Origin of the sequence: Aeromonas sp. MR16 (assembly GCF_022549315.1) — a bacterium.
In the GTDB taxonomy this organism is placed as follows: domain Bacteria; phylum Pseudomonadota; class Gammaproteobacteria; order Enterobacterales; family Aeromonadaceae; genus Aeromonas; species Aeromonas aquatica.
Map to the genome: position 1 here is coordinate 194,114 of NZ_JAKZFK010000002.1, position 22,759 is coordinate 216,872.

Sequence of the window (22,759 nt, forward strand, 5' to 3'; positions counted from 1 at the left end):
AATATCCTGAGCGGGTCGCTGTGGTCAGTCAGTTATGCCATCCTGTGACCCAAGTGCCGGATAACAAACAAAATAAAGCGCAAAACCAAAGTGAAAAACCTGATATGCCGGGGCGGGTGGCTGGCCCGGCGTCCGGTGGCATCGCTTTTTGGGGAGGGCGTCGGCGGCCGCCAGGGCCATGAATTCGGGGTCTCCGGGAGGGGGCCAGAGGGGACGGCCGCGACCATCCCTGTCTCGGTATTTCCCCGTTTTGGCGGCAGTGCGCCATCTGTCATCCCCCCGGTGGTATAGTCAGCCACAGGATCTGCATTGAGGAGCCATCGTGAAGAAGATCATCTACATACTGCTGGGGCTGGCGTTGGCCGCCCTGATCGCCATTGCCGCCCTGGTCAGCCTGATCGACCCGAACCAGTTCAAACCCCAGCTGGCGGAGCAGGTGAAAAAGAACACGGGCCGCGAGCTGGTGATGGAAGGGGACATCGGCTGGCGCTTCTGGCCGAGCCTCGGCCTCTCTCTCGAGAAGGTTGCGCTGCGCAACCCCGCCGGTTTTGCCGAGCCGGATCTCATCCGGGTCGAGCGGGGGGACGCTTCGGTCGCCCTGCTGCCGCTGCTCTCTCACCGGCTGGAGATAGGCGAGATCACCCTGGCCGGGGCCCATCTCTTCATCCAGACCCGGGCCGATGGCCGCTCCAACCTGCAGGATCTCGTCCTGGATCGGAGCAAGAACGTACCGCCCGCGGGCGACACCCCGGCGCCCGCCAGCCCGGCGACCGGGGAGGAGGGCAAGCCCTGGCAGATCGAGCTGCAGGGGGTGGTGCTTGAGCAGGCCAGCGCCCTGGTGCGAGACGATCGCAAGGGCACCGAATCGCGCCTCGAGCGGCTCGACCTCAATCTGGGCAGGCTGACCCTGGGTCAGTGGGTGCCGGTGACCCTGGCCGCCAAGGGAGAGCAGGGCAAGCTGGCCTTCGAGCTCAAGGGGCAGGCACAGATCAAGCTGGCCGAGGATGCAAGGGACAGCGCGCTGAAAGAGCTGACCCTGAGCGGCAGCCTGAGTGCGCCGGCGCAGCGACTGGATGCCTTCAGCCTCAAGGCCGATCGACTGGCGCTGGGGGAATGGAGCAGCCTGATCCTGAGCCTGAACGGCGTAGAGGGGACTGGGGATAAGCCGGCCCTGGCCGGCTCGCTGGAGGGTACCCTCAAGGCGCGGCTCGACAAGGATCTGCAACTGCTGGAGGTCTCGGATGCGGTGCTGAGCGCCAACCTGAAGGGGGAGGCCCTGCCGCGCCCGCAGCTGGCCCTCAAGCTGGCGGGCTTTGCCCGCGCCGAGCTGGACAAGCAACTGATCACCCTGAGCAACCTGGTGATGGGGGCGGATGATGCCCTGCTCAGCGGCAACGGCACAGTGCGACTGGGGGCCGTGCCCAGAGTGGAGTTCGATCTCAAGGGGGACAAGCTGGATCTCGACGGCTGGCTCGGCAAGCAGGGCGAGGCCAAGGCTGCCGCCCCGTCGCTGGCGACCGCCAGCCCGGCACCCGCTGCGCCCGCTCAGGGGGCACAGGCTCTCTCCTCGGTGGAGCCTGACTTGAGTGTGCTCAAGCTGGTGGATCTGGCCGGGCGGTTGCAATTGGGCAACCTGAGGGTAAAGGGGCTGGATCTCAGCGCCGTCGATCTGCGGCTCGCCTTGGCCGGGGGTCAGCTCAGCTTCAGCCAGTTCAATGCCGGGGTGGCCGGTGGCCAGGTGAGCGCCAACGGGGTGCTCGATGCCCGCCAGCAGCCCGCCAGCTATCAGGTCCACAAACGGGTGCAAGGGGTGGATGTGCGCCCGCTGCTGCAGACCCTGGCCCAGAGCGATCTGCTGGAAGGCAAGGGGGATCTCGAGGTACAGGTGCAGGGTCATGGCCTGTCCGAGCAGGCGTTGCGCAGCCAGATGCAGGGCAAGGTCAGCCTGGCCCTGCACGATGGCGCCCTGCACGGCGTCAACCTGGCACAGATGATCCGCGAGGCGCGGGCCACCCTGACCGGCAAGGGGGCGGAGCAGGTCAAGGAGGTGCGCAAGACCGACTTCAGCGCCCTCACCGCCAGCTTCCAGCTGGCGAACGGGATTGCCAGCAGCAACGACATTCAGCTGGCCGCTCCGGCCCTGCGGGTGCAGGGACAGGGCCAGACCGCGCTGGTGCCCGAGACCCTCGACTTCCTGTTTTTGACCTCGGTGGTCGAGAGCAGCAAGGGGCAGGGGGGCAAGACGGTGGATGAGCTCAAGGACATCAGCATACCGGTGCGCATCGGCGGCCACTGGCAGGCTCCCAGCTACCGGCTTGATGTGAAGGAGCTGCTCAGCAACAACAAGGTGCTGGAGGACAAGGCCCGCAAGGAGGCCGAGCGCGGCCTCAAGAAGCTGCTGGGGGACAAGGCCGACGATGAGCAGGTCAAGGGGGTGGCGGATCAACTGCTCAAGGGGTTGTTCAAGTAAACGTCGTCAGCTGTGATCGTCATGACAACGGGCCCATCGGGCCCGTTTTGTTTATCCGTCAGGCGGTGATCCGGTCCTTGCAACCTCGAGCGGAGATTGCCGTCAAAGGCGATGTCACCTCCTGGCGCCCCGCGGGAAAGAGCCTAAAAAAACAGGCCGGCTGCCTTGTCAGGCACCGGCCATGCAAGTGTGGCGTCGCCCGCTTAGCGAACCTTGCCACCCTTGGCGTTGCACTCTTCCCGGGTCATGCTGCGGGTGCTCTGATCCTTGCAGACGGACTGACCCGTGCAGCTGTTCGCCGCCATACACTGAACCTGATCCTCGCCATGCTGCCCCGTGTTGGCGGCCATGACTGCGCCGGAGAGGGAGACAGCCGCCATCGCCAGAGCGGCGACGGCCAGACGGTTGAGGGTGTTGCGGATTGCGTGCATCTTCTACTCCTTGGACATTTCGGCACCCGGCCAATCTTGGTCGGGTGTCCGCATGACGTCATCTTGGTGAGAAGCTGACCTCCGGCACTGCTCTCGGGGAGGCGGTGACTCACGGATCCTATTACGATCCGGTTCGTGCAACTGGATCATTCCGGGTCGCGCCGACGACGCTCATTCAACAAGACCGGTGTGATGACCGCTCGCATTCATGAAAAATGCACCTGTTGGGGCGCCTCACGACAAGGAATACAGACCCATGGCCGCCGTTGCAGTTGGCCGATCATGGGGTAGTATCGAGAGCCAGCAAGGGTGCTGAACAAGGAGGCGTGATGAACAGGATTGCACTGATCACCGGGGGTGGCAGAGGGATAGGGGCGGCGACCGCTCGCCATCTGGCGAGGCAGGGCTACCGGCTCTGCATCAACTATCGCCAGGACAAGGGGTCAGCCGAGGCGCTGGTGGCCGAGATCCGCGAGGGTTTCGCTGTCTCCTGTATCGCGGTGCAGGCCGATGTCAGCGTCGAGGCCGAGGTGGTGCGGTTGTTCGACGAGATGGACGCCCGGCTCGGGCCCATCACCCATCTGGTGAACAACGCCGGCATCTTGCAGCCCCAGATGAGAGTGCTGGAGATGAGCGCCGAGCGGATCAACAAGACCCTGACCACCAATGTGACCAGCTGTTTCCTCTGCTGCCGCGAGGCGGTGCGCCGCATGGTGCCGGGTTGCGCCATCGTCAACGTCTCCTCCGCCGCCGCCCGGCTCGGTTCGGCGGGGGAGTACGTGGACTACGCCGCCTCCAAGGGGGCCATCGACGTGCTGACCAGGGGCCTGTCCCTGGAGGTGGCGGCCCAGGGGATCCGGGTCAACGGGGTGCGCCCCGGCTTCATCCATACCGAGATGCACGCCGATGGCGGTGAACTCGGCCGGGTGGAGCGGGTGAAGGGAAATATTCCGCTGCTACGGGGTGGCCAACCGGAGGAAGTCGCTGCCGCCATCGCCTGGCTGCTGTCCGACCAAGCCTCCTACGCCACCGGCACCTTTATCGACGTGGCCGGCGGACGATAGGAGCAGGCCACGCAAGCAGAAGGGGCGCCGCGGCGCCCCTTCTCTTTACTTCCCCAGTGACTTATTCCCCGAGCTGCTGTCGCCAGACTGCCAGCACATGGTCCCGCTCGACCAGCAGTTGATCGTCTCTCACCTTGCGGGAGATCTCCGACAGGTTGAGGCGATGACCCAGGTTGCGGATCTCCAGATAAGCCTGCTTCAGGTTTTCCGCCTGCTCCAGGCTGAGTACCCCCGCCAGTACGCACTCATCGAAGATGCGCACGTTATCGGACCAGCGGGTGAGGGCGTCAGGTTCGCCATTGGCGTGGGCCAGCACCAGGTACTGGGCGATGAACTCGATGTCCACCATGCCGCCGGGGGACTGCTTGAGATCGAACTCCCCCTCGCCCGCTTTGAGCAGGTGATCCCGCATCTTGTGGCGCATCTCGCGCACCTCGCGGGCCAGGGTGGGCAGGTCGCGCTCCCTGGCGAGCACGGCGCGCCTCACCTCGGCAAAGGCGGCCTGGATGGCGTCATCGCCGTAGATGGGACGGGCCCGTACCAGCGCCTGATGCTCCCAGGTCCAGGCCTCTTTCTGCTGGTATTGCTCGTAGGCGGAGAGGGAGGAGACCAGCAGGCCGGCGTCGCCGCTGGGGCGCAGCCGCATGTCGATCTCGTAGAGGATCCCGGACGGGGTGCGGGTGCTGAACAGGTGCAGGATCCGCTGGGCCAGGCGCAGGTAGAACTGGCGGCTGTCGATGGGCTTGCGGCCATCGGTATAGCGGTTGGGATCCCCGCCGTGCAGGAACACCAGATCGAGATCCGAGCCGTAGCCGAGCTCGATGCCGCCGAGCTTGCCATAGGCCACCACGGCGAAGCCGCGCCGGCCGCTCAGGGTCACCTCGGGGGGCACCCCGTAGCGCTCGCTCATCTGGGCCCAGGCCTGGTTGACCACCTCCTCTGTGATGGCCTCCGCCAGCCAGGTGAGGTGGTCGCTCACCTTCATCAGCGGCAGGGCACCGGCGATGTCGGCGGCGACGATGCGCAAGAGCTGCACCTGCTTGAACTGGCGCAGAGCCTCCATCTGCTGCTCCACGTCCTCCTCGGGGATGCGCAGCAGGAACTGGCGCAGCTGGGGTTTGTACTGATCCAGCGGGGTCGGGTGGTAGAGGTGCTGGGGATCCAGCAGCTCGTCCAGCAAGATGGGGTAGCGGGCGAGCTGCTCGCTCACCAGGTGGCTGGCATCGCACAGTCGTACCAGCTGGCGCAGGGCGGCGGGGTTTTCCGCCAGCAGTTGCAGATAGGCGCTGCGGGTGAAGATGCGGGTCAGCAGGGTGCAGACCCGCTCGAACAGCCGTGCCGGTTGCTCGCTGGCCACCACCAGCCGCAGTAGCTCTGGCATCAGGGCGTCCAGGGCGACGCGTCCCTGGGGGCCGACCTGGCGACGCCGGTACTCCTCCTTGAAGCGCAGCAGGGCGGCGCACAGCGGGACCGCATCATTCACCCCCTGCGCCCCTAGCAGCTTCTCCAGCTCGGCGGCGTCGAGTTCGGTGCGCCACAGATCGAGCCAGAGCTGATCCAGATGGGAGGGCACTTCCTTCTCTTCCCCCACCACGGCGACGAACTCCTGATGGACGGCGGACATCTCCTCGTCGAGATGGGCCATAAAGGCACCCCAGTCTTCAAAGCCGAGGGAGGCTGTCAGCCGCTGGCGATCCCGCGGCTCTGTGGGCAGGGTCTGGGTCTGCTGATCCCCTATCTCCTGCAGTATGTTCTCGACCCGACGCAGGAAGCGGTAGGCACCGAGCAGCCGCGCGCAGCGTTCACCGTCGAGGGCACCACAGGCGGCGATGGCCGCCAGCGCCTCGGGCAGGTGGCGCACCCGCAGGGCGGGCTCGCGGCCGCCGCGGATGAGCTGCAACGCCTGGGCGATGAACTCCACCTCGCGAATGCCGCCGGCACCGAGCTTGATGTTGCCCTCCAGCCCCTTGCGGCGCACCTCGGCGGCGATCATCGCCTTCATCTGGCGCAAGCCGTCGATGACCCCGAAGTCGATATAACGGCGGAACACGAAGGGGCGCAGCAGCTCGGTGAGGGCCTGGGCGTGTTCACACTGGGCGCCCAGCACCCGCGCCTTGACCATGGCGTAGCGCTCCCAGTTGCGGCCGTGGTGCTGGTAGTAATCCTCCATGGCGGCGAAGGAGATGGCCAGCGGGCCCGCCTCGCCGAAGGGGCGCAGCCGCATGTCGACCCGAAACACCTGACCATCCTGGGTCGGCTGGTGCAGGGCATTGATCAGCCGCTGGCCGAGCTTGATGAAGAACTGCTGGTTCGCCAGCTCCCGCCGTCCGCCGACGGTGTAGCCGTTCTCCGGGAAGGTGAAGATGAGGTCGATGTCGGAGCTGAAGTTCAGCTCGCCGCCGCCGAGCTTGCCCATGCCGAGGATCAGCAGCGGCTGGGGATCCCCGTTGCCATCCACTGGGGTGCCGAGTTCGCCGCACTGTTTGGCATAGAGCCAGTCGCGGGCGCCGCAGATCAGCGCATCCGCGAGCTTGGTGAGATGGATAAAGCTCTCTTCGACCTCGGCATGACCCAGCAGCTCGCGCCAGGCGATCACCAGCATGCGGCTGCGTCTGAATTGACGCAGGGCGCGCTTGAGCGTCTCCTCGTCGTTCACCCCGGCGAGCAGTGTCGCGAGATCCGGCTCATAGGCGGGCCAGCGCGCTTGCCGTGCGAGATCCCCCGACGCCAGGGTCTGCCCCAGCAGTTCAGGCTGCTTGATGAGGGAATCTGAGACGAAGTCGGAGAGGCCGAACAGGGTGAGCAGTGTTTGCTGCTGTTCCAGGGGCAGATCCCCATAGTCGGGGGCCAAGGCGAGCAGCCGTTGCCACTGGCGCTGGGCCTGATCTTGCAACAAGGGAGGAAGAGCGGGGGAAACAGACGAGAGAGAAGAGGGATGCTGGGCCACGGTTGCCGTCCTTGTGATTAACGGATCTGCACATTGAGTAGAAATATCGGCAGCCAATCTATCACTGCCGCCCCGCCTCGTCACAGGTCGAGGAAAAGAACCATGATCCGACAAGGAAAATGGTCGCTCGGGGCGGCAAGGGCTTAAGTGCGCCGATAGATCTCGGGATCGTATTTCTCCATCAGGCTGGCGGGACTGGCCGGTGGTGTGAAGCCAAAGCCGGCGTAGAGGCCCTGGGCATCCGAGGTAGCCAGGGAGAGGCGACGCAGCCCCTGCAGATCGGGGTGGGCCAGGATGGCGGCGATCAGCGCCTTGCTGTGGCCCTGGCCACGATGGGCGGGCAGCACGAACACATCAGCCAGGTAGCCGAAGGTGGCCTTGTCGGTGATGACCCGGGCGAAGGCGACCTGCTGGCCCGCCAGATAACCGCCGAAGCAGAGGGAGTGGTTGATGGCGCGCTGCAGGGTCGAGCGCGGGATACCGAGGCACCAGTAGGCCTCCTCGGACAGGAACTGGTGGATCAGCGACACGTCGAGCCGCCCCTTGTCGTCGCTGATCTCCAGTTGGGGAGAGTGTTGTGCTGTCTGCATCCTGGCTCCTTGCCGTGACATGAATAAGAAAGGCCCCTCGCGGGGCCCTCCAGTTTACTCAAATCACGACCTCAGGCCAGCTTGAAGGCCTGGGTGGCATGGATGTCCAGGGTCTGGCTGTGGTCCTTCCCCCTTTCTGACACCTTGCTGTGATATCAATAAAAAAGGCCTCTTACGGGGCCCTTATGTGTACCAGGTTGATGCCATCAGGCCAGCTTGAAGGCCTGGATATGGGAGTCCAGGGTCTGGCTGTGGTGCTCCACCAGTTCGGAGGCCTCACGCAGTTCCCGCAGCACCACCACGGATCCTTCCACCACCTGTTTGACCTGCTCCAGGTTGGTGTTCATCTCCTCGGCGACCGAGCTCTGCTGCTCTGAGGCGGTGGCGATCTGGCGGTTCATGTCGGCCACCCCCTGTACCCGCTGCACTATGGTGGCGAGCTGATTGCCGGCCTGGGTCACCTGCTCCACCCCCTTGTCGGCCTGCTGCACGCTCTGGGCCATCAGATCGACGGCCTGGCGGGCATTGCCCTGCAGCAGTTCTATCATCTTCTGGATCTCGACGGTGGCGGCCTGGGCCCGGTTCGCGAGCTCGCGCACCTCCGAGGCCACCACGGCGAAGCCACGGCCCGCCTCGCCGGCGCGGGCGGCCTCAATGGCGGCATTCAGCGCCAGCAGATTGGTCTGTTCCGAGATGCTGCGGATGGTGTCCACCACAGAGCCGATCCGATCGACCCCTTGTTCCACCGCATTGACCACGTCCGAGGAGCGCTGGATGTTGCCGGACAGAGTGTCTATGGTGCTGACGGTGTCGGCCACGCAGCGGCTGCCCTCCCGGGCAAGCTGGCTGGCGTCGGCGGTGGCGTGGGAGGCCTGCTCCGCATGATTGGCGACCTCTCGAATGGCGCCGACCATCTGGCTCATGGCACTCGCCAGCTGCTCTATCTGGGTGAATTCCTCGTTGATGGCCTCGTTGGCCTCCTCCATGCACAGGGTGACCTGGGAGGCGATGTCGTTGAGCTCCTTGCAGGCGACCCGCTGGGTGCCGAACACCTGCTTGAGATTTTCCTGGGAGTGGGCGACCGCCTTGGCGATGTCGCCGAATTCATCGCGTGACTTGAGCAACACGCTGTGGCTGAGATCCTTGCGCGCGAAGCGCTCGAGCAGCCCCACCAGGTAGTGCACCTGCTTGACCATCAGGCGGGAGCCGGTCAGCAGCAGGACGACGAAGACGACCCCCATCAGCGCCGTCTCCATGACGCCGGTCCAGAGCAGGCGATCGGCGATGGCATTGGCCTTGGTGGCCTCTATCCCTTCCGCCAGCAAAGTGGTCTCCAGATTGCTGGCATCAAACCAGAGCTTGGCCAGCAACAGCAGTGTGCTGAACACCATGAGCAGTACCACTTTGGGCACCAGCCGGATATTGCTCATTCGCCGTTCCAGCGGGTTTAACTGCATAATCTTTCTCCTTCTTTGATGGCGGTTTTCCTTTGTCCTCAGGACTATCGGCATTATCTTCCTTTTTATTAATTCGCACTGTGCTTGAAGTAGGAAAATGTATGCGACATCACTTAACTCATCTGCGCACCATGGATCTGTTGATGGCGTTTCTGTCGGTGATCTCCGTGTGTCTGGTGTCTGCCCGTTGGTGGGGGCATAACGAATGGAGCCCGCAAACCCTGCAACTGTTCTATGACATCGACAGCCTGATCTGCTACTTCTTCCTCGCCCACTTCGCCTATGGCTGGGTGCGGGCCTCCGACAAGCTGGCCTTTCTCAAGGCAAACTGGTTCTATCTGCCGGGCAGCCTGCCCATGGTGGAGCAGCTGCGCTGGGCACGGCTCATCCAGCTGTGGCGGGTCTATCAACTGCTGCGGGACAGGCCGGATCTGCTCTCCATGTTTCGCCGCGAGCGCAACGAGACGACCCTGTCCGGCATTTTGTTCCTGTTCTTCCTGCTGTTGGGGCTGGGGTCGGGTGTCATGTACTGGCTCGAGACGGGCCAGCCAGACAGCCTGATCCAGACCCCCTATGATGCGTTCTGGTGGACGCTCGTCACGTTATCCACCGTGGGGTACGGGGATCTGGTGCCCAAGACCGAGGAGGGGCGCTTCGTCGCCAGCCTGCTGATCCTGTTCGGGGTCGGGCTGTTCGGTGCCCTCAGCGGCTTCATGGCCAGCCTGTTCGTTCATCCCGGGCGAACCAACGACGACGATGCCCAGTGGCGACGCCAGCACAATGAACAGCAGGCGCTGTTGCTGCAAGAGCTCAAGGCGCTGCGCGAAGAGGTGCAGTCCCTGCGCCAGCCTTAGCCTCCGGCGTCTGGAATGGTCGCGTGGCAAAGGGGAGAAGATGCGAGACAGCTCTCAGGGAGGGGGAAGACGCTTTTCTTTGCTTGTCCTTTGACCCGCCAGCAGCTTAACATTCGGCCTGTCACCTAATTCAACGAAGAGAATCGATCGACCATGCGCGCCCTTCTCGGGATCCTGATCTGCTTGTGTGCCCAACAGGCACTGGCCGATACCCGTTATGTTTCAGACGACATATTTACCTATATCCACAACGGTCCTGGTACCCAGTACCGGATTCTCGGCAGCGTCAAGGCCGGTGAACCGCTGGAGGTCAAGGCAGTGAACAACGAGGCCGGTTTCACCCAGGTGGTGGACGGTCGCGGCCGTGAAGGCTGGATCAAGAACGCCGAGCTGCAAACCGGCATCAGCCTGCGCGAGCGGCTGCCCCAGGTTGAGAAAGCGCTGGAAGAGGCCAAGGCCCGCCTGCTGAATCTCAACGGCGACAACGAGCGACGCTTCACCGAGAAGGATGGCCAGATCGCCGAACAGACCAAGGAGATCGCCAGCCTGAAGGCCCAGCTCGCCAGCCAGAGCGATGAGATGGGGAGTCTGAAGGAGCAGAACGACGCCCTGACCCAGAGCTATGACAACCAGGAGCACGACATGCAGATGGACTGGTTCATCCGCGGTGGTGCCATGGTGGGTGGCGGCATCCTGCTCGGGATTCTGTTGCCTATGCTGCCTCGCCGTCGCAAGAGCAGCGAACGCTGGATGAATTGATCGAACGATCGATTGAAAGAGAGAGGGGTCGCCAAGGCGGCCCCTCTGCTTTTGGGCGGCGAGATAGTCGATGCCGTGACCATCTTGGGGTCGCCTCCGGGCTGGCCCGATCGTAAGATAAACCCCACTTGTCCGTGCCTCGCACGCCCTTCTCAACAAGAGCTTTCATCTTATGTCATCGACCGAACAGGCCCGCTGGTTCGTGCTGGGGGGCGATCACCTCGTCCTGCTGGATACGCAGGGGCAGATCCCGCAGGGCTCGCGTGAATGCTTGCCACCGCCGCTGCAAGAGGCCCCGTTCGAGCGCTTCGACGACTGGGGTGGCGAGCCCTGCTACCTGCTGGATCTGGGGGAGGATGCCGATACCCAGGCCATGGCGGGCCTGCGCCAGCTGATGGTGGCGGGAGATGAGGAAGGGTTTCGCCTTGCCGGTCGCGCCTGGCAGTTGGCCACCTTTAGGCGCAGTCACCGCTTCTGTGGCGAGTGTGGCGCCCCCATGGCCCCCAAGGCGGGGGAGTGGGCATTGGGATGCCAGCAGGGCCATCTGGTCTACCCGCGCATCTCTCCCTGCATCATAGTGGCGGTGCGCAAGGGACCGGCCGTGCTGCTGGCGGCCCATCGCCGTCACTATCAGGCGGAGGATCCCATGTATACGGTGCTGGCCGGCTTCGTGGAGGCAGGTGAGAACCTGGAGCAGTGCGTGGCGCGGGAGGTGTTCGAGGAGAGCGGCATCCGGGTCGACAATATCCGCTACGTCGCGAGCCAGCCCTGGCCCTTCCCCCACAGCCTGATGATGGGCTTCACCGCCGACTACCTGAGCGGCGAGATCAAGGTGCAGGACGAGGAGTTGGTAGCCGCCGACTTCTTTGAGGCCAATGCGCTGCCCCGGTTGCCGCCCCAGGGCACCATAGCGCGGCGACTGATCGCGCTGTGCCTCGGCGACGGGGTCTGACGGAGCCCATGCCGGCAGGAAAGCGGGTCCCTTGTTTGCGCCCCCTCACATCTTTGCACTCGAACCGGTCAGGCCGTGCGTTTGGGCCGCCCTTCTCCCCACACAAAGTGGTATCATATCCGCCATTTTATGCTGGATATGACTCAGGAACTGGGATGAAAGAGCTGAAGAACGATCGATACCTGCGTGCCCTGCTGCGCCAGGAAGTGGACATGACCCCGGTCTGGATGATGCGTCAGGCTGGCCGTTACCTGCCGGAATACAAGGCGACCCGCGCCGTCGCGGGGGACTTCATGTCCCTGTGCCGCAACGCCGAGCTGGCCTGCGAGGTCACCCTGCAGCCCCTGCGCCGCTATCCCCTCGATGCCGCCATCCTCTTCTCCGACATCCTGACCGTGCCCGACGCCATGGGGCTCGGTCTCTACTTCGAGCACGGCGAAGGCCCGCGCTTCGAGCGCCCTATCAAATCCATGGCCGACGTGCAGGCGCTGCCCATTCCGGATCCGGAAGATGAACTCGGCTACGTGATGAACGCGGTGCGCACCATCCGCCGTGAGCTCAAGGGCGAAGTGCCGCTCATCGGTTTCTCCGGCAGTCCCTGGACCCTGGCCACCTACATGGTGGAGGGGGGCAGCTCCAAGGCGTTCACCAAGATCAAGCAGATGATGTACGCCGAGCCCATGACCCTGCACCTGCTGCTGGACAAGCTGGCGGACAGCGTGATCGCCTATCTGAACGCCCAGATCAAGGCCGGTGCCCAGTCGGTCATGGTGTTCGATACCTGGGGCGGCGTGCTGACCCCCCGCGACTACCGCGACTTCTCCCTGCAATACATGCACAAGATCGTCGACGGCCTGATCCGTGAGAATGAGGGGCGCCGCGTCCCTGTCACCCTGTTCACCAAGAACGGCGGCCAGTGGCTTGAGCAGATCGCCGCCACCGGTTGCGATGCGCTGGGCCTGGACTGGACCACCGACATCGCCGATGCCAAGCGCCGGGTGGGTGACAAGGTGGCGCTGCAGGGCAACATGGATCCCTCCATGCTCTATGCCGCGCCCGCGCGTATCCGCGAAGAAGTTGCCTCCATCCTCGCCGGTTTCGGTCAGGGCAACGGCCACGTCTTCAACCTGGGCCACGGCATCCATCAGGATGTGGATCCCGAGCACGCAGGGGTGTTTGTGAACGCGGTGCACGAGCTGTCGGCCCAGTATCACGGCCGCTAAGGCGACAAAATCTGTATGACGACGGGGCCTGCTGGCCCCGTTTCGTTTCTGGCGATCTGGCGTTGAGGGCCTGTCGCCTGGGCTGCACTGTTTGGGAGCTGCGCAGGGGCCCCGGCTCGGGTTACACTGCGCCATCTGTGGCGGTGGCCACACACAAGATGAGCGACAGCCGGTGGGGACGCGTCTCGGCCGACTCGCTCGCCATGCAGGAGGCAGAATGAGCAAGACATCGTGGGATTGGGGCATCGACCTTGGCGGGACCAAGTGCGAGTGCGTGGTGCTGGCGGGTGATGAGGTGCTGCTGCGCCATCGTATCCCCACCGAACGCCACGGTGGTTATCAGCACATGATCGGCCAGATTGCCAAGCTGGTGGAGGAATGTGCTGAGAAACTCGGCCAGCGCCCTAGCGTCATCGGCATGGGCACGCCGGGGGCACGGGATCCCCAGACCGGTCTGATGAAGAACTGCAACACCACCGAGCTCAACGGCAAGCCGTTCAAGGAAGATCTGGAGCGCAAGCTGGGTGTGCCGGTGCTGATCGCCAACGACGCCAACTGCTTTGCCCTGGCGGAAACCCATCTGGGGGCGGTGCGTCAGCATCATCCCGAGGCCAAGGTGGTGTTCGGCATCATCATGGGCACCGGGGTCGGCTCCGGCATTGTCATCAACGGCCGGATCCTCAACGGCCACCACGGCATCGCCGGGGAGTGGGGTCACAACGTGCTCTCTCCCGATGGCCCCGAGTGCTACTGCGGCAAGCGCGGCTGTGTCGAGACCTTCATCAGCGGCCCCGCACTGGAGGCCTGGTACGAGGCCAAGGCCAAGCGCCACCTGTCCCTCGCCCAGATTGCGGCGGCCAGCGCCCACGATCACGTGGCAAAGCTCACCATAGACCGCCTGCACCTGCTGTTCGGTCAGGCCCTGGCCAACGTGGTCAACATCCTGGATCCGGACGTCATCGTCATCGGTGGCGGGGTCGGCAACGTGCAGAGCCTCTACACCGCAGGCCGGCAGACGGTGCTGCCCTTCCTGTTCAACCCCCGCTTCGCCACGCCCATCATAGCGCCGGCGCTGGGGGACAGCGCCGGCGTCTTCGGAGCGGCGCTGCTGGCCAGAGGCGTCTTCCAGGATGCCCTGCTGTCGTGAGCCATCCACAGGCCCCTTTTGTCGTCGCTAAGGACACACTTTTTCCATGATCAAGATTGCCATCAACGGGTACGGGCGCATCGGCCGCAACGTGCTGCGGGCCCTCTACGAGAGCGGGCGTGACAAGAACATCAAGATAGTCGCCATCAACGAGCTGGCGGCGCCCGAGGCCATGGTGCACCTCACCCGTTTCGACACCAGCCACGGTCGTTTCCACCATCCGGTGCAGCTCGCGGGCAACAGCATGCTGGTGGGGGAGGATCTCATCTCCCTGTTTGCGGAGCGGGATCCGGCCAATCTGCCCTGGCGGGCGCTGGGGGTGGATGTGGTGCTGGACTGCACCGGGGTGTTCGGCTCGCGAGCCGATGCCGAGCGTCATCTGGGGGCGGGGGCGGGCAAGGTATTGTTCTCCCATCCGGCCGAGGCGGACGTAGACGCGACAATCGTTTTCGGGGTGAACCACCAGGTGCTGACAGGAAGGGAGCGGATCGTCTCCAATGCCTCCTGTACCACCAACTGCGTGGTGCCTGTCATCGAAACATTGCATCGAGAATTCGAGATAAATTGTGGTACTATTACGACAATTCATTCGGCCATGCACGATCAGCAAGTCATCGATGCCTACCACAGTGACTTGCGCAGAACCCGCGCTGCCAGTCAGTCCATCATCCCGGTGGATACCAAGCTGGCAAAGGGGCTGGAGCGTATCCTGCCCCACTTCGCCGGCAAGTTCGAAGCGATCGCGGTACGGGTGCCGACCATCAACGTCACCGCCATGGATCTGAGCATTACTGTTCGTAAAAAAGTGACAGTTAGTGACGTAAATCAAGCCCTGCAACGGGCATCCAGAGGTACATTAAGCGGTATCCTGGACTACACGGAAGAGCCTTTGGTCTCCGTAGACTTTAATCATGATGCACACTCCTGCATCATTGATGGTACCCAGACCCGGGTGAGCGATGCCAACCTCGTCAAGATGCTGATGTGGTGTGATAACGAATGGGGCTTCGCAAACCGTATGCTGGATACCACCCGGGCCATGATGGCCGCATGCTGAGAGCGTGCACCGGGCGCAAGGTTACTGTTTTTAACATTACCTGAAAATATAGAGGACTGAATATGTCTGTTATCAAGATGACCGACCTGGATCTGGCGGGTAAACGCGTTCTGATCCGTGCTGACCTGAACGTACCGGTAAAAGACGGCAAGGTCACTTCCGACGCACGTATCGTGGCAACGCTGCCGACCATCAAGCTGGCTCTGGAAAAGGGCGCCAAGCTGATGATCACCTCCCACCTGGGTCGTCCGACCGAGGGTGAGTACAACGAAGAATTCTCCCTGGCCCCGGTTGTCAACTATCTGAAAGACGCTCTGTCCTGCCCGGTTCGCCTGGCCAAGGATTATCTGGATGGCGTAGAAGTCGCCGCCGGTGAGCTGGTTGTGCTGGAAAACTGCCGCTTCAACAAGGGCGAGAAGAAGAACACCGAAGAGCTGGCCAAAAAATACGCCGCCCTGTGTGACATCTTCGTAATGGATGCATTCGGTACTGCCCACCGCGCCGAAGGTTCTACCTACGGTGTGGCTCAGTTCGCCCCCGTCGCCTGTGCCGGTCCGCTGCTGGCTGGTGAACTGGAAGCCCTGGGCAAGGCCATGCTGAAGCCCGAGCGCCCCATGGTTGCCATCGTGGGCGGCTCCAAGGTCTCCACCAAGCTGACCGTGCTGGAATCCCTCTCCAAGATCGCTGACCAGCTGGTGGTCGGTGGTGGCATCGCCAACACCTTCATCGCCGCTGCCGGTCACAACGTCGGCAAGTCCCTGTGTGAACACGACCTGCTCGACACCGCCAAGAAGCTGGCCGCCGAGACCAACATTCCGGTCACCACCGACGTGGTCGTGGGTACCGAGTTCTCCGAATCCACTCCGGCGACCATCAAGTCCGTCTCCGATGTGACCGACGGCGACATGATCTTCGACATCGGCCCTGACTCTGCCAAGGCCCTGGCCGACATCATCATGAACGCCAAGACCATTCTGTGGAACGGCCCGGTCGGCGTGTTCGAGTTCGACCAGTTCTCGGCAGGCACCAAGGTGATCGCCGAAGCGATCGCCGCGTCCCCGGCCTTCTCCATCGCCGGCGGTGGTGACACCCTGGCCGCCATCGACAAGTTCGGCATCGCCGACAAGGTCTCCTACATCTCCACCGGCGGCGGCGCCTTCCTGGAGTTCGTGGAAGGCAAGGTACTGCCGGCCGTTGCGATGCTGGAACAGCGCGCCAAAGCCTAATTGACCCGGGACGGGGGGCAAAAGCCTCCCGTTTCGTTTATCATGTGACCGCTGTGCCAGTTCATGATGAACCCCCCATTTTTTATTAACGGCATACGAGAACAGGACGATTTAACATGTCTAAGAAAATTTTCGACTTCGTAAAACCCGGCGTGATCACTGGTGATGACGTTCAGAAAGTGTTCGCCATCGCGAAAGAGAACGGCTTCGCTCTGCCAGCCGTCAACTGCGTCGGTACCGACTCCGTCAACGCCGTACTGGAAGCTGCTGCCAAGGTCAAAGCGCCGGTCATCGTTCAGTTCTCCAACGGTGGTGCCGTGTTCACCGCCGGTAAGGGCCTGAAGCTGGAAGGTCAGCAAGCCGCCATCCTGGGTGCCATCTCCGGTGCCAAGCATGTGCACGCCGTTGCTGCCGCCTACGGGGTTCCGGTTATCCTGCACACCGACCATGCCGCCAAGAAGCTGCTGCCGTGGATCGACGGTCTGCTGGACGCGGGCGAGAAGCACTTCGCCGAGACCGGCAAGCCGCTGTTCTCCTCCCACATGCTGGACTTGTCCGAAGAGCCGCTGGAAGAGAACATCGACATCTGCTGTGAGTACCTGACTCGCATGGCCAAGATGAACATGACCCTGGAGCTGGAACTGGGTTGCACCGGTGGCGAAGAAGACGGTGTGGACAACAGCCACATGGATCAATCCGCCCTGTACACCCAGCCGGAAGACGTGGCTTACGCCTACGAGCGTCTGTCCAAGATCAGCCCGCGTTTCACCATCGCTGCCTCCTTCGGCAACGTGCACGGCGTATACAAGCCGGGTAACGTCAAGCTGACCCCGTCCATCCTGGACGCTTCCCAGAAGTACGTTTCCGAGAAGTTCGGTCTGCCTGCCAAGTCCCTGGACTTCGTGTTCCACGGTGGCTCAGGTTCCACTCTGGAAGAGATCCGTGAATCCATCTCCTACGGCGTCGTGAAGATGAACATCGACACCGACACCCAGTGGGCTACCTGGGAAGGTCTGTTGCACTTCTACAAGACCAACGAAGCTTACCTGCAGGGTCAGCTGGGCAACCCGGAAGGCGCCGACAAGCCGAACAAGAAGTTCTACGATCCGCGCGTATGGCTGCGTGCCGGTCAGACTTCCATGATCGCCCGTCTGGAGAAAGCCTTCTCCGACCTGAACGCCATCAACGTACTGTAATTCGTTACCGTACCTTGCATGCATAAAGAGGCGCCCCACGGGGCGCCTTTTTTATGTCATCTCGGTGACGGTATCGCGTAGATAAGGTGTCCTTCGGGGCACCTTTTGCATTTCTGTGATCCCGACAGGCTGGATCCGTGCCCATGGGCTGGGTATTATCGATAACAGATCGTTTAATTTAGTAAACGAATGCGACCAAGGCAGGATGCTGAGCATGCACACAGGAAGACAGGGACATCAGGAGCACGTCGCCTCCTACTATGCGGCGACCCGCAACGACCATCAGCAGTGGCCCGAGCTCAGCGGTGAGCGGGATGCCGACGTCTGCATCATAGGCGGCGGCTTCACCGGCCTCAATACCGCCATCAACCTGGCACAGGCGGGCTACAAGGTGGTGCTGCTGGAGGCGAACCGTATCGGCTGGGGGGCGTCTGGCCGCAACGGTGGCCAGCTCATTCGTGGCATCGGCCACGACACCAGCCAGTTTGCCCGCTGGATCGGCGAGCAGGGGGTGCGCGAGCTGGATCTGATGGGACTGGAGGCGGTGGAGCTGGTGCGCCAGCGCATCGAGCAGTTCAACATCGATTGCGATCTGCGCTGGGGCTATTGCGATCTCGCCACCAAGGCGCGCCATCTCAAGGGATTTGAGGAGGATGCCGAGCACCTGGCCAGCCTGGGCTACCGGCATGAGGTCAGGTTGGTGCCCGGCGGCGAGATCAAATCGGTGGTGGGGTCGGATCGCTACCTCGGTGGCCTGATCGACATGGGCTCAGGCCATCTGCATCCCCTCAACCTGGCGCTGGGCGAGGCGCGCGCCGCCGCGAGTCTGGGCGCTTCCCTGTTCGAGCAATCCCGGGTGATCCACATCGACTACGGCGATCGGGTGCAGGTCACCACGGCCCACGGCCGGGTCAGTGCCGACTACCTGGTGATCGGCTGCAACGCCTATCTGAACGATCTCAATCCCGACCTGGGGGGCAAGGTGCTGCCCGCGGGCTCCTATATCCTCGCTACCGAGGTGCTGGAGAAGCGGCTGCGCCAGCGCTTGCTGCCGCAGAACATGGCGGTCTGCGATCAGAACGTGGCGCTCGATTATTACCGGCTGTCAGCCGATGGCCGGCTGTTGTTTGGCGGGGCCTGCAACTATTCGGGACGGGATCCCACGGACATCAAGGCCTTCATGTTGCCCAAGCTGCTGCGGGTCTTCCCTGAGCTGGCGGGCACCGCCATCGAGTTTCAGTGGGGGGGGATGATCGGCATAGGCGCCAACCGGCTGCCGCAGATCGGGCGTCTCAAAGAGTACCCCAATGTGTTCTATGCCCAGGCTTACTCGGGACACGGCCTCAATGCCACTCACATGGCCGCCAAGTTGGTGGCCGAGGTGATCAGGGGGGAGAGTCGGGGCTTCGATCTGTTCAGCACCGTGCCTCACATGACCTTCCCAGGCGGGCCCTCCCTGCGCTCCCCCCTGCTGGCGCTGGGGATGTTGTGGCACAGGATGAAGGATCTGCTGTGAGGACTTGACCGGCGCCTGGGAGGTGCCGGGTTAAAGCGGCAAGGGATGGGTTGCAAAGGGATGGTGTCGGGGCCAGGCGCTGCCAGGCCCCGAGGCAATCAGGAGGCGGGGGAGTCCGGTGCTTGCGTCTGGCCTGGCTCGGCGAGGCGCCAACCCTGTTCGGTCTTCATCATCCAGACTTCGGTCTCCTGGGCCAGCGCCTGGCCGGCCTCGAATTCGCCGTATTTGCGCTCCAGCTCCATCAGCCCCATCTCTTGCTGGAAGGGGCCCACCCTGTCGTAGATCAGGTCTTCATCCTGCAGGATCTGCAGCTGATCCAGACTCTGCTTGAAGTGCAGTTGGTAGCCCACCTTCACCAGATAGACGCCCTCCATCCGCTCCTCCTTGCCGAGCACGGCGAAGTCGCTGATCTCAAACAGGTTGGCGTCTGTGTCTGCCTGGAGTCTGGCGGTGACCTGAGTCTGGATCGCCTCTTCACCTGGACCTGCATCGCAGCCATAAAGCCAGCAGGCCAGCAGGGGGATGAACCACTTTTTCATCAAAACTCCGGATGATGCGAGACGGGAAAGGGCAAAGTTTGCCACGGCGTCTCGCAGATACAAGGGATGGTCAGAAAAATCAGCCGCCGATCGCGGCAGGCCCGGGGCTGCGGCCCCGAGCCGAAGTCTTAGCGCAGCTTGTCCAGATGACCGAGGAACTCGGTCGGCCCCATGAAGCCGGTCACCCGCTGGCCGCTTACCTCATTGCCGGCACTGTCGAAGAAGATCAGGGTCGGCAGTCCCAGCACGTTCAGGCCGTTGAGCAGATCGACATCGGCATCGTCGTTGGCGGTGACATCCGCCTGCAGCAGCACCATGTCGGCGAAGCGTGCCCGCACGGCGGGGTCGCTGAAGGTCTTGTGTTCGAACTCCTTGCAGGCCACGCACCAATCGGCATAGAGATCCAGCAACACCGGTTTGCCACGGGCGGCGGTGAGCTGGCTCTTGAGATCGTCGAGAGTCTTGATGCGGGTGAATTGGGGCGTCTGGGTCTGGGTGTTGGCACTGACCCCTGGCGCCGGCAACAGCAGCTCCTTGCCCACTACCACGGTCCCTATCATCACCAGCAAGAGGGTGAAGCCGCACAGACTCCGGCCTACCGAATGGGGCCTGTGCTGGTTGTGGTGATAGAGGTAGGCGCACAGCGCCAGACCCCAGCCCAGCCAGACCAGGTTGGTGATCTGATCGCCCCACAGCCGCGAGAGCAGCAGCACGGGCACCGCCAGCAGCGCAAAACCGAACAGTTGCTTGATCACATCCATCCAGGCGCCAGCCCTGGGCAGCAGCTTGCCTCCCGAGGTGCCGAGCAGTAGCAGTGGCAGCCCCATGCCGAGTGACAGCGCATAGAGGGCCGCGCCGCCGAGCCAGAGATCGCCGCTCTGGGCCACGTAGATGAGGGCGCCAGAGAGCGGCGCCGTGGTACAGGGGGAGCAGACCAGGCCGGAGATCATCCCCATGATGGCGACCCCTACCACGGAACCGCTCTGCTGGCGGTTGGACAGGCCTACGATCCGGGTCTGCAGGCTGCTCGGCAGTTGCAGGCTGTAGAGCCCGAACATGGAGAGGGCGAGCAGCACGAACATCACGGAGAGGCCGATCAGCACATAGGGGTGCTGCAGCGCCGCCTGGAACTTCAGGCCCGCCGAGGCGACCACCAACCCGAGCAGGGTGTAGGTGACCGCCATCCCCTGCACATAGACGAAGGAGAGCAGGAAGGCGCGGCGGGTGGAGAGATGCTGGCCGGCACCGGCGATGATGCCGGTCAGTATGGGGTACATGGGGAAGACGCAGGGGGTGAAGGCGAGCCCCAGCCCCAGTGCGAAGAAGGCGGCGATATTGAGCCAGAAGCCCTGGCTGCCGAGGGCGGCGGCCAGCTGATCCTGTTGGCTGCTGGCCGGGGTGGCGGCCGTTTCTGAACTCGCCGCCGCTGCCGCCTCGCCAGCGGACTGCGCCGCGACCAGGGGTTGCACCGCAATCTGTTTGTCGGTGGGCGGGTAGCAGAGGCCATCGGTGCAGCCCTGATAGCTGATCTTGATGCTGGCGGCTTGGCCCACCTCGGTCAGGGTGAGCGGGATCTGCACTTCCTGGTAGAAGACCCGGGTCTTGCCGAAGAAATCGTCCTGGTGCTCGGTCCCGGTGGGCAGCTCGGGCTCGCGGAAGGCGAGGTTCTCCCCCTTGAAGCTGAAGCGATGGCGATAGAGATAGTAGCCATCGGCGATGCGCAGGGTCAGCAGCAGTTTGTCCCCTCGCTGCTCGCTGTCCAGCACGAAGGCCTCGTCGACGGTCAGAAACGTGGGCTGGGCACCGGTCGCGATGCCGAGGCTGGCGAGCAGATCGTTGCCGCTGGCGTGCACGGGGGACGCCAGCAGGCTGAGCAGGAGCAGCAGAGGGGAGAGCAGGCGTGGCAAGGTCATGAGGTCTCCTGTGTTAACCAGTCGAGATAGGGCTGATGACCTTGGCTGACGGGCAGCACCAGGATCTCCGGCACCTCATAGGGATGATGATCGAGAATGCACCGGCGTAGGGGCTCGAACAGCCCGCTCCTCGACTTGATGATGAGCTGGATTTCACGACTGCGTTCAATCTTGCCTTGCCAGCGATAGACGGAGGTGAGCCCCGGCAGCTGATTGATACAGGCGGCGAGGTGTTCGGTCAGCAGCTGTTCGCAGATGCGATCCGCACTGGCTTCATCCGGGCAGGTGCATAGCACCAAAATAGCGTCGGTCATGGCGTGAAAATCTCGTCAGAATGGGCTGAAACAGACCCATAAACCAGAGGCTACTATACCCTAGGGGCCGCATAAATAGCACCCGCCGTGCATGTCCTGCCAAGCCGCCAAATAAGTGATGCGCCCGAGATAGACGCTGTGAAAAGGACAGGGCAGAATGAGCGGGCTTGTTCCCATTCGACGTAAGGAAATGTATGACCCAACAGAATGAGCAGCAGAGAAACCGCATGTTGAGCCTGTTGCGCGAAGGTGAGCGCCGTATGCTGGTGCAACTGGCCGGTCTGCTGCGTACCAGTGCCGATGAAATCAATGCCGAGCTGGAAAAAGAGGAGCTGCTGGCTACCCTGGATCAACCTGTCACGGTGGAGTATCTCAACGGCGTGGTGCAACACCATCTGTTCGAGCGTCTGCACAAGGGGGATATGGTGGCGGCCCAGCGCATGCTGAACCAGTACCAGAGCAAACTCGAGGCCCTGCTGGCCCAAGAGTCAGCCGAGGCAGAAGCCCCGGCCGAAGAGGTGAAGGCGCAAGCCTGATCGCCCGGCAGGCCCGGCGCCTTGTCCTCCCAGCACCATCATGTCTCTCGCATGATGGTGCCTCGCATGACTTATCACTTCTTTTTATCGCTTAACCCAGTGCGTTCTGCTGCACCCGAGCCGGGATGGGGAACAGCTTGTCATAGCTCCAGTTGTAGACGAAGGCATAAACCAGATAGAACAGCACGAAGCCCAGATCCAGCACCAGCGCCTCCAGCAGGCCGATGTTGAGCCACCAGGACATCACCGGCAGGGCGACGATCAGCAGGCCCCCCTCGAATCCGAAGGTATGCAGCACCCGTTGCCACAGCGTCTTGTGGGTATGCCCCTGGTAACGCAGCAGCAGCTTGTCCACCCCGATGTTGTAGACATAGTTCCAGACGGTGGCGACCACCGAGAAGAACAGGGCCAGCGGGCCCATGTGATTGAGGCCGACGCCGGTGACCCAGCTTGCCAGGGGGGCCGCGATCAGCAGGCCAATGAGTTCGAAGCCAATGGCATGGCGCAGACGATCACGAGTATTACGCATCTTCAGTCTCCTTTACTTGATGGCTGAATCTCTATGGCG

General features: G+C 63.0%; 20 protein-coding genes. 12 read left to right on the plus strand and 8 right to left on the minus strand.

All coding sequences use genetic code 11. The features are described from left to right. The first annotated feature begins 322 nt into the window (after positions 1–322). Positions 323–2,470 (plus strand): AsmA family protein, encoded by a 2,148-nt coding sequence (locus MM194_RS03360; RefSeq protein ID WP_241342656.1) that lies wholly within the window; start codon positions 323–325, stop codon positions 2,468–2,470. 203 nt (positions 2,471–2,673) lie between these two features. Here the strand turns inward: MM194_RS03360 and MM194_RS03365 are convergent, their stop codons facing one another. Continuing rightward, positions 2,674–2,901 carry a hypothetical protein gene (locus tag MM194_RS03365; protein WP_033128878.1) on the minus strand — a complete coding sequence of 76 codons (228 nt, stop codon included), beginning with the start codon at positions 2,899–2,901 and terminating at the stop codon, positions 2,674–2,676. Positions 2,902–3,230: 329 nt separating this feature from the next. Here MM194_RS03365 and MM194_RS03370 point away from each other — a divergent pair, with 329 nt between their 5' ends. Next, a complete protein-coding gene (locus MM194_RS03370) occupies positions 3,231–3,965 on the plus strand; it encodes an SDR family oxidoreductase (RefSeq protein ID WP_241342657.1) in 735 nt (244 codons plus the stop codon). Between the two features lie 61 nt (positions 3,966–4,026). On the opposite strand, the gene glnE is transcribed toward MM194_RS03370, so the two are convergent. From glnE to MM194_RS03385, 3 genes are all read right to left on the minus strand, one after another. Then, positions 4,027–6,912: a bifunctional [glutamate--ammonia ligase]-adenylyl-L-tyrosine phosphorylase/[glutamate--ammonia-ligase] adenylyltransferase gene (gene glnE, locus MM194_RS03375; RefSeq protein WP_241342658.1), complete on the minus strand. Its 2,886-nt coding sequence runs from the start codon at positions 6,910–6,912 to the stop codon at positions 4,027–4,029. Positions 6,913–7,055: 143 nt separating this feature from the next. Continuing rightward, entirely contained in the window at positions 7,056–7,502 is a 447-nt protein-coding gene (locus tag MM194_RS03380; protein ID WP_033128874.1) for a GNAT family N-acetyltransferase, read from the minus strand. A 206-nt stretch (positions 7,503–7,708) separates the two neighbouring features. Beyond that, on the minus strand, positions 7,709–8,959 hold the full coding sequence (locus MM194_RS03385; protein ID WP_033128873.1) for a methyl-accepting chemotaxis protein: 1,251 nt from the start codon (positions 8,957–8,959) through the stop codon (positions 7,709–7,711). Positions 8,960–8,991: 32 nt separating this feature from the next. On the opposite strand from MM194_RS03385, the gene MM194_RS03390 reads away from it, so the two are divergent. The 9 genes from MM194_RS03390 to MM194_RS03430 all read left to right on the plus strand — a co-directional run bounded on the left by MM194_RS03390 (position 8,992) and on the right by MM194_RS03430 (position 18,889). Next, on the plus strand, positions 8,992–9,813 hold the full coding sequence (locus MM194_RS03390; protein ID WP_033128872.1) for a potassium channel family protein: 822 nt from the start codon (positions 8,992–8,994) through the stop codon (positions 9,811–9,813). Between the two features lie 153 nt (positions 9,814–9,966). After that, positions 9,967–10,572 carry a TIGR04211 family SH3 domain-containing protein gene (locus MM194_RS03395; protein WP_033128871.1) on the plus strand — a complete coding sequence of 202 codons (606 nt, stop codon included), beginning with the start codon at positions 9,967–9,969 and terminating at the stop codon, positions 10,570–10,572. Positions 10,573–10,744: 172 nt separating this feature from the next. Then, complete coding sequence (gene nudC / locus MM194_RS03400) at positions 10,745–11,524, plus strand: NAD(+) diphosphatase (RefSeq protein ID WP_033128870.1); 780 nt, start codon at positions 10,745–10,747, stop codon at positions 11,522–11,524. A 155-nt stretch (positions 11,525–11,679) separates the two neighbouring features. Then, the gene (hemE, locus tag MM194_RS03405; protein WP_033128869.1) at positions 11,680–12,747 is read left to right on the plus strand and encodes a uroporphyrinogen decarboxylase; all 1,068 of its coding nucleotides are present in this window, start codon (positions 11,680–11,682) and stop codon (positions 12,745–12,747) included. Between the two features lie 217 nt (positions 12,748–12,964). Beyond that, the gene (locus MM194_RS03410) at positions 12,965–13,894 is read left to right on the plus strand and encodes an ROK family protein (RefSeq protein WP_033128868.1); all 930 of its coding nucleotides are present in this window, start codon (positions 12,965–12,967) and stop codon (positions 13,892–13,894) included. Positions 13,895–13,940: 46 nt separating this feature from the next. Continuing rightward, the gene (epd, locus tag MM194_RS03415) at positions 13,941–14,951 is read left to right on the plus strand and encodes an erythrose-4-phosphate dehydrogenase (protein ID WP_033128867.1); all 1,011 of its coding nucleotides are present in this window, start codon (positions 13,941–13,943) and stop codon (positions 14,949–14,951) included. A gap of 62 nt (positions 14,952–15,013) precedes the next feature. Then, positions 15,014–16,177: a phosphoglycerate kinase gene (locus tag MM194_RS03420; RefSeq protein WP_241342659.1), complete on the plus strand. Its 1,164-nt coding sequence runs from the start codon at positions 15,014–15,016 to the stop codon at positions 16,175–16,177. Positions 16,178–16,293: 116 nt separating this feature from the next. After that, positions 16,294–17,373 carry a class II fructose-bisphosphate aldolase gene (gene fbaA, locus MM194_RS03425; RefSeq protein ID WP_033128865.1) on the plus strand — a complete coding sequence of 360 codons (1,080 nt, stop codon included), beginning with the start codon at positions 16,294–16,296 and terminating at the stop codon, positions 17,371–17,373. A gap of 205 nt (positions 17,374–17,578) precedes the next feature. Next, positions 17,579–18,889, plus strand: coding sequence for an FAD-binding oxidoreductase (locus tag MM194_RS03430; protein WP_033128864.1), 1,311 nt, complete (start codon positions 17,579–17,581; stop codon positions 18,887–18,889). Positions 18,890–18,987: 98 nt separating this feature from the next. Here the strand turns inward: MM194_RS03430 and MM194_RS03435 are convergent, their stop codons facing one another. The 3 genes from MM194_RS03435 to cutA form a co-directional block, all read right to left on the minus strand. Then, the gene (locus MM194_RS03435; protein ID WP_033128863.1) at positions 18,988–19,428 is read right to left on the minus strand and encodes a hypothetical protein; all 441 of its coding nucleotides are present in this window, start codon (positions 19,426–19,428) and stop codon (positions 18,988–18,990) included. Positions 19,429–19,556: 128 nt separating this feature from the next. After that, a complete protein-coding gene (locus tag MM194_RS03440) occupies positions 19,557–21,341 on the minus strand; it encodes a protein-disulfide reductase DsbD (protein ID WP_033128862.1) in 1,785 nt (594 codons plus the stop codon). Next, positions 21,338–21,655 (minus strand): divalent-cation tolerance protein CutA, encoded by a 318-nt coding sequence (gene cutA, locus MM194_RS03445; protein ID WP_241342660.1) that lies wholly within the window; start codon positions 21,653–21,655, stop codon positions 21,338–21,340. Before cutA ends, MM194_RS03440 begins: the two co-directional genes overlap by 4 nt. A 194-nt stretch (positions 21,656–21,849) precedes the next feature. Between cutA and MM194_RS03450 the strand changes: the two genes are divergently transcribed. Then, positions 21,850–22,191, plus strand: coding sequence for a hypothetical protein (locus MM194_RS03450; RefSeq protein ID WP_033128860.1), 342 nt, complete (start codon positions 21,850–21,852; stop codon positions 22,189–22,191). A gap of 91 nt (positions 22,192–22,282) precedes the next feature. On the opposite strand, the gene MM194_RS03455 is transcribed toward MM194_RS03450, so the two are convergent. Beyond that, positions 22,283–22,720, minus strand: coding sequence for a PACE efflux transporter (locus MM194_RS03455; RefSeq protein ID WP_033128859.1), 438 nt, complete (start codon positions 22,718–22,720; stop codon positions 22,283–22,285). Positions 22,721–22,759 lie beyond the last annotated feature (39 nt).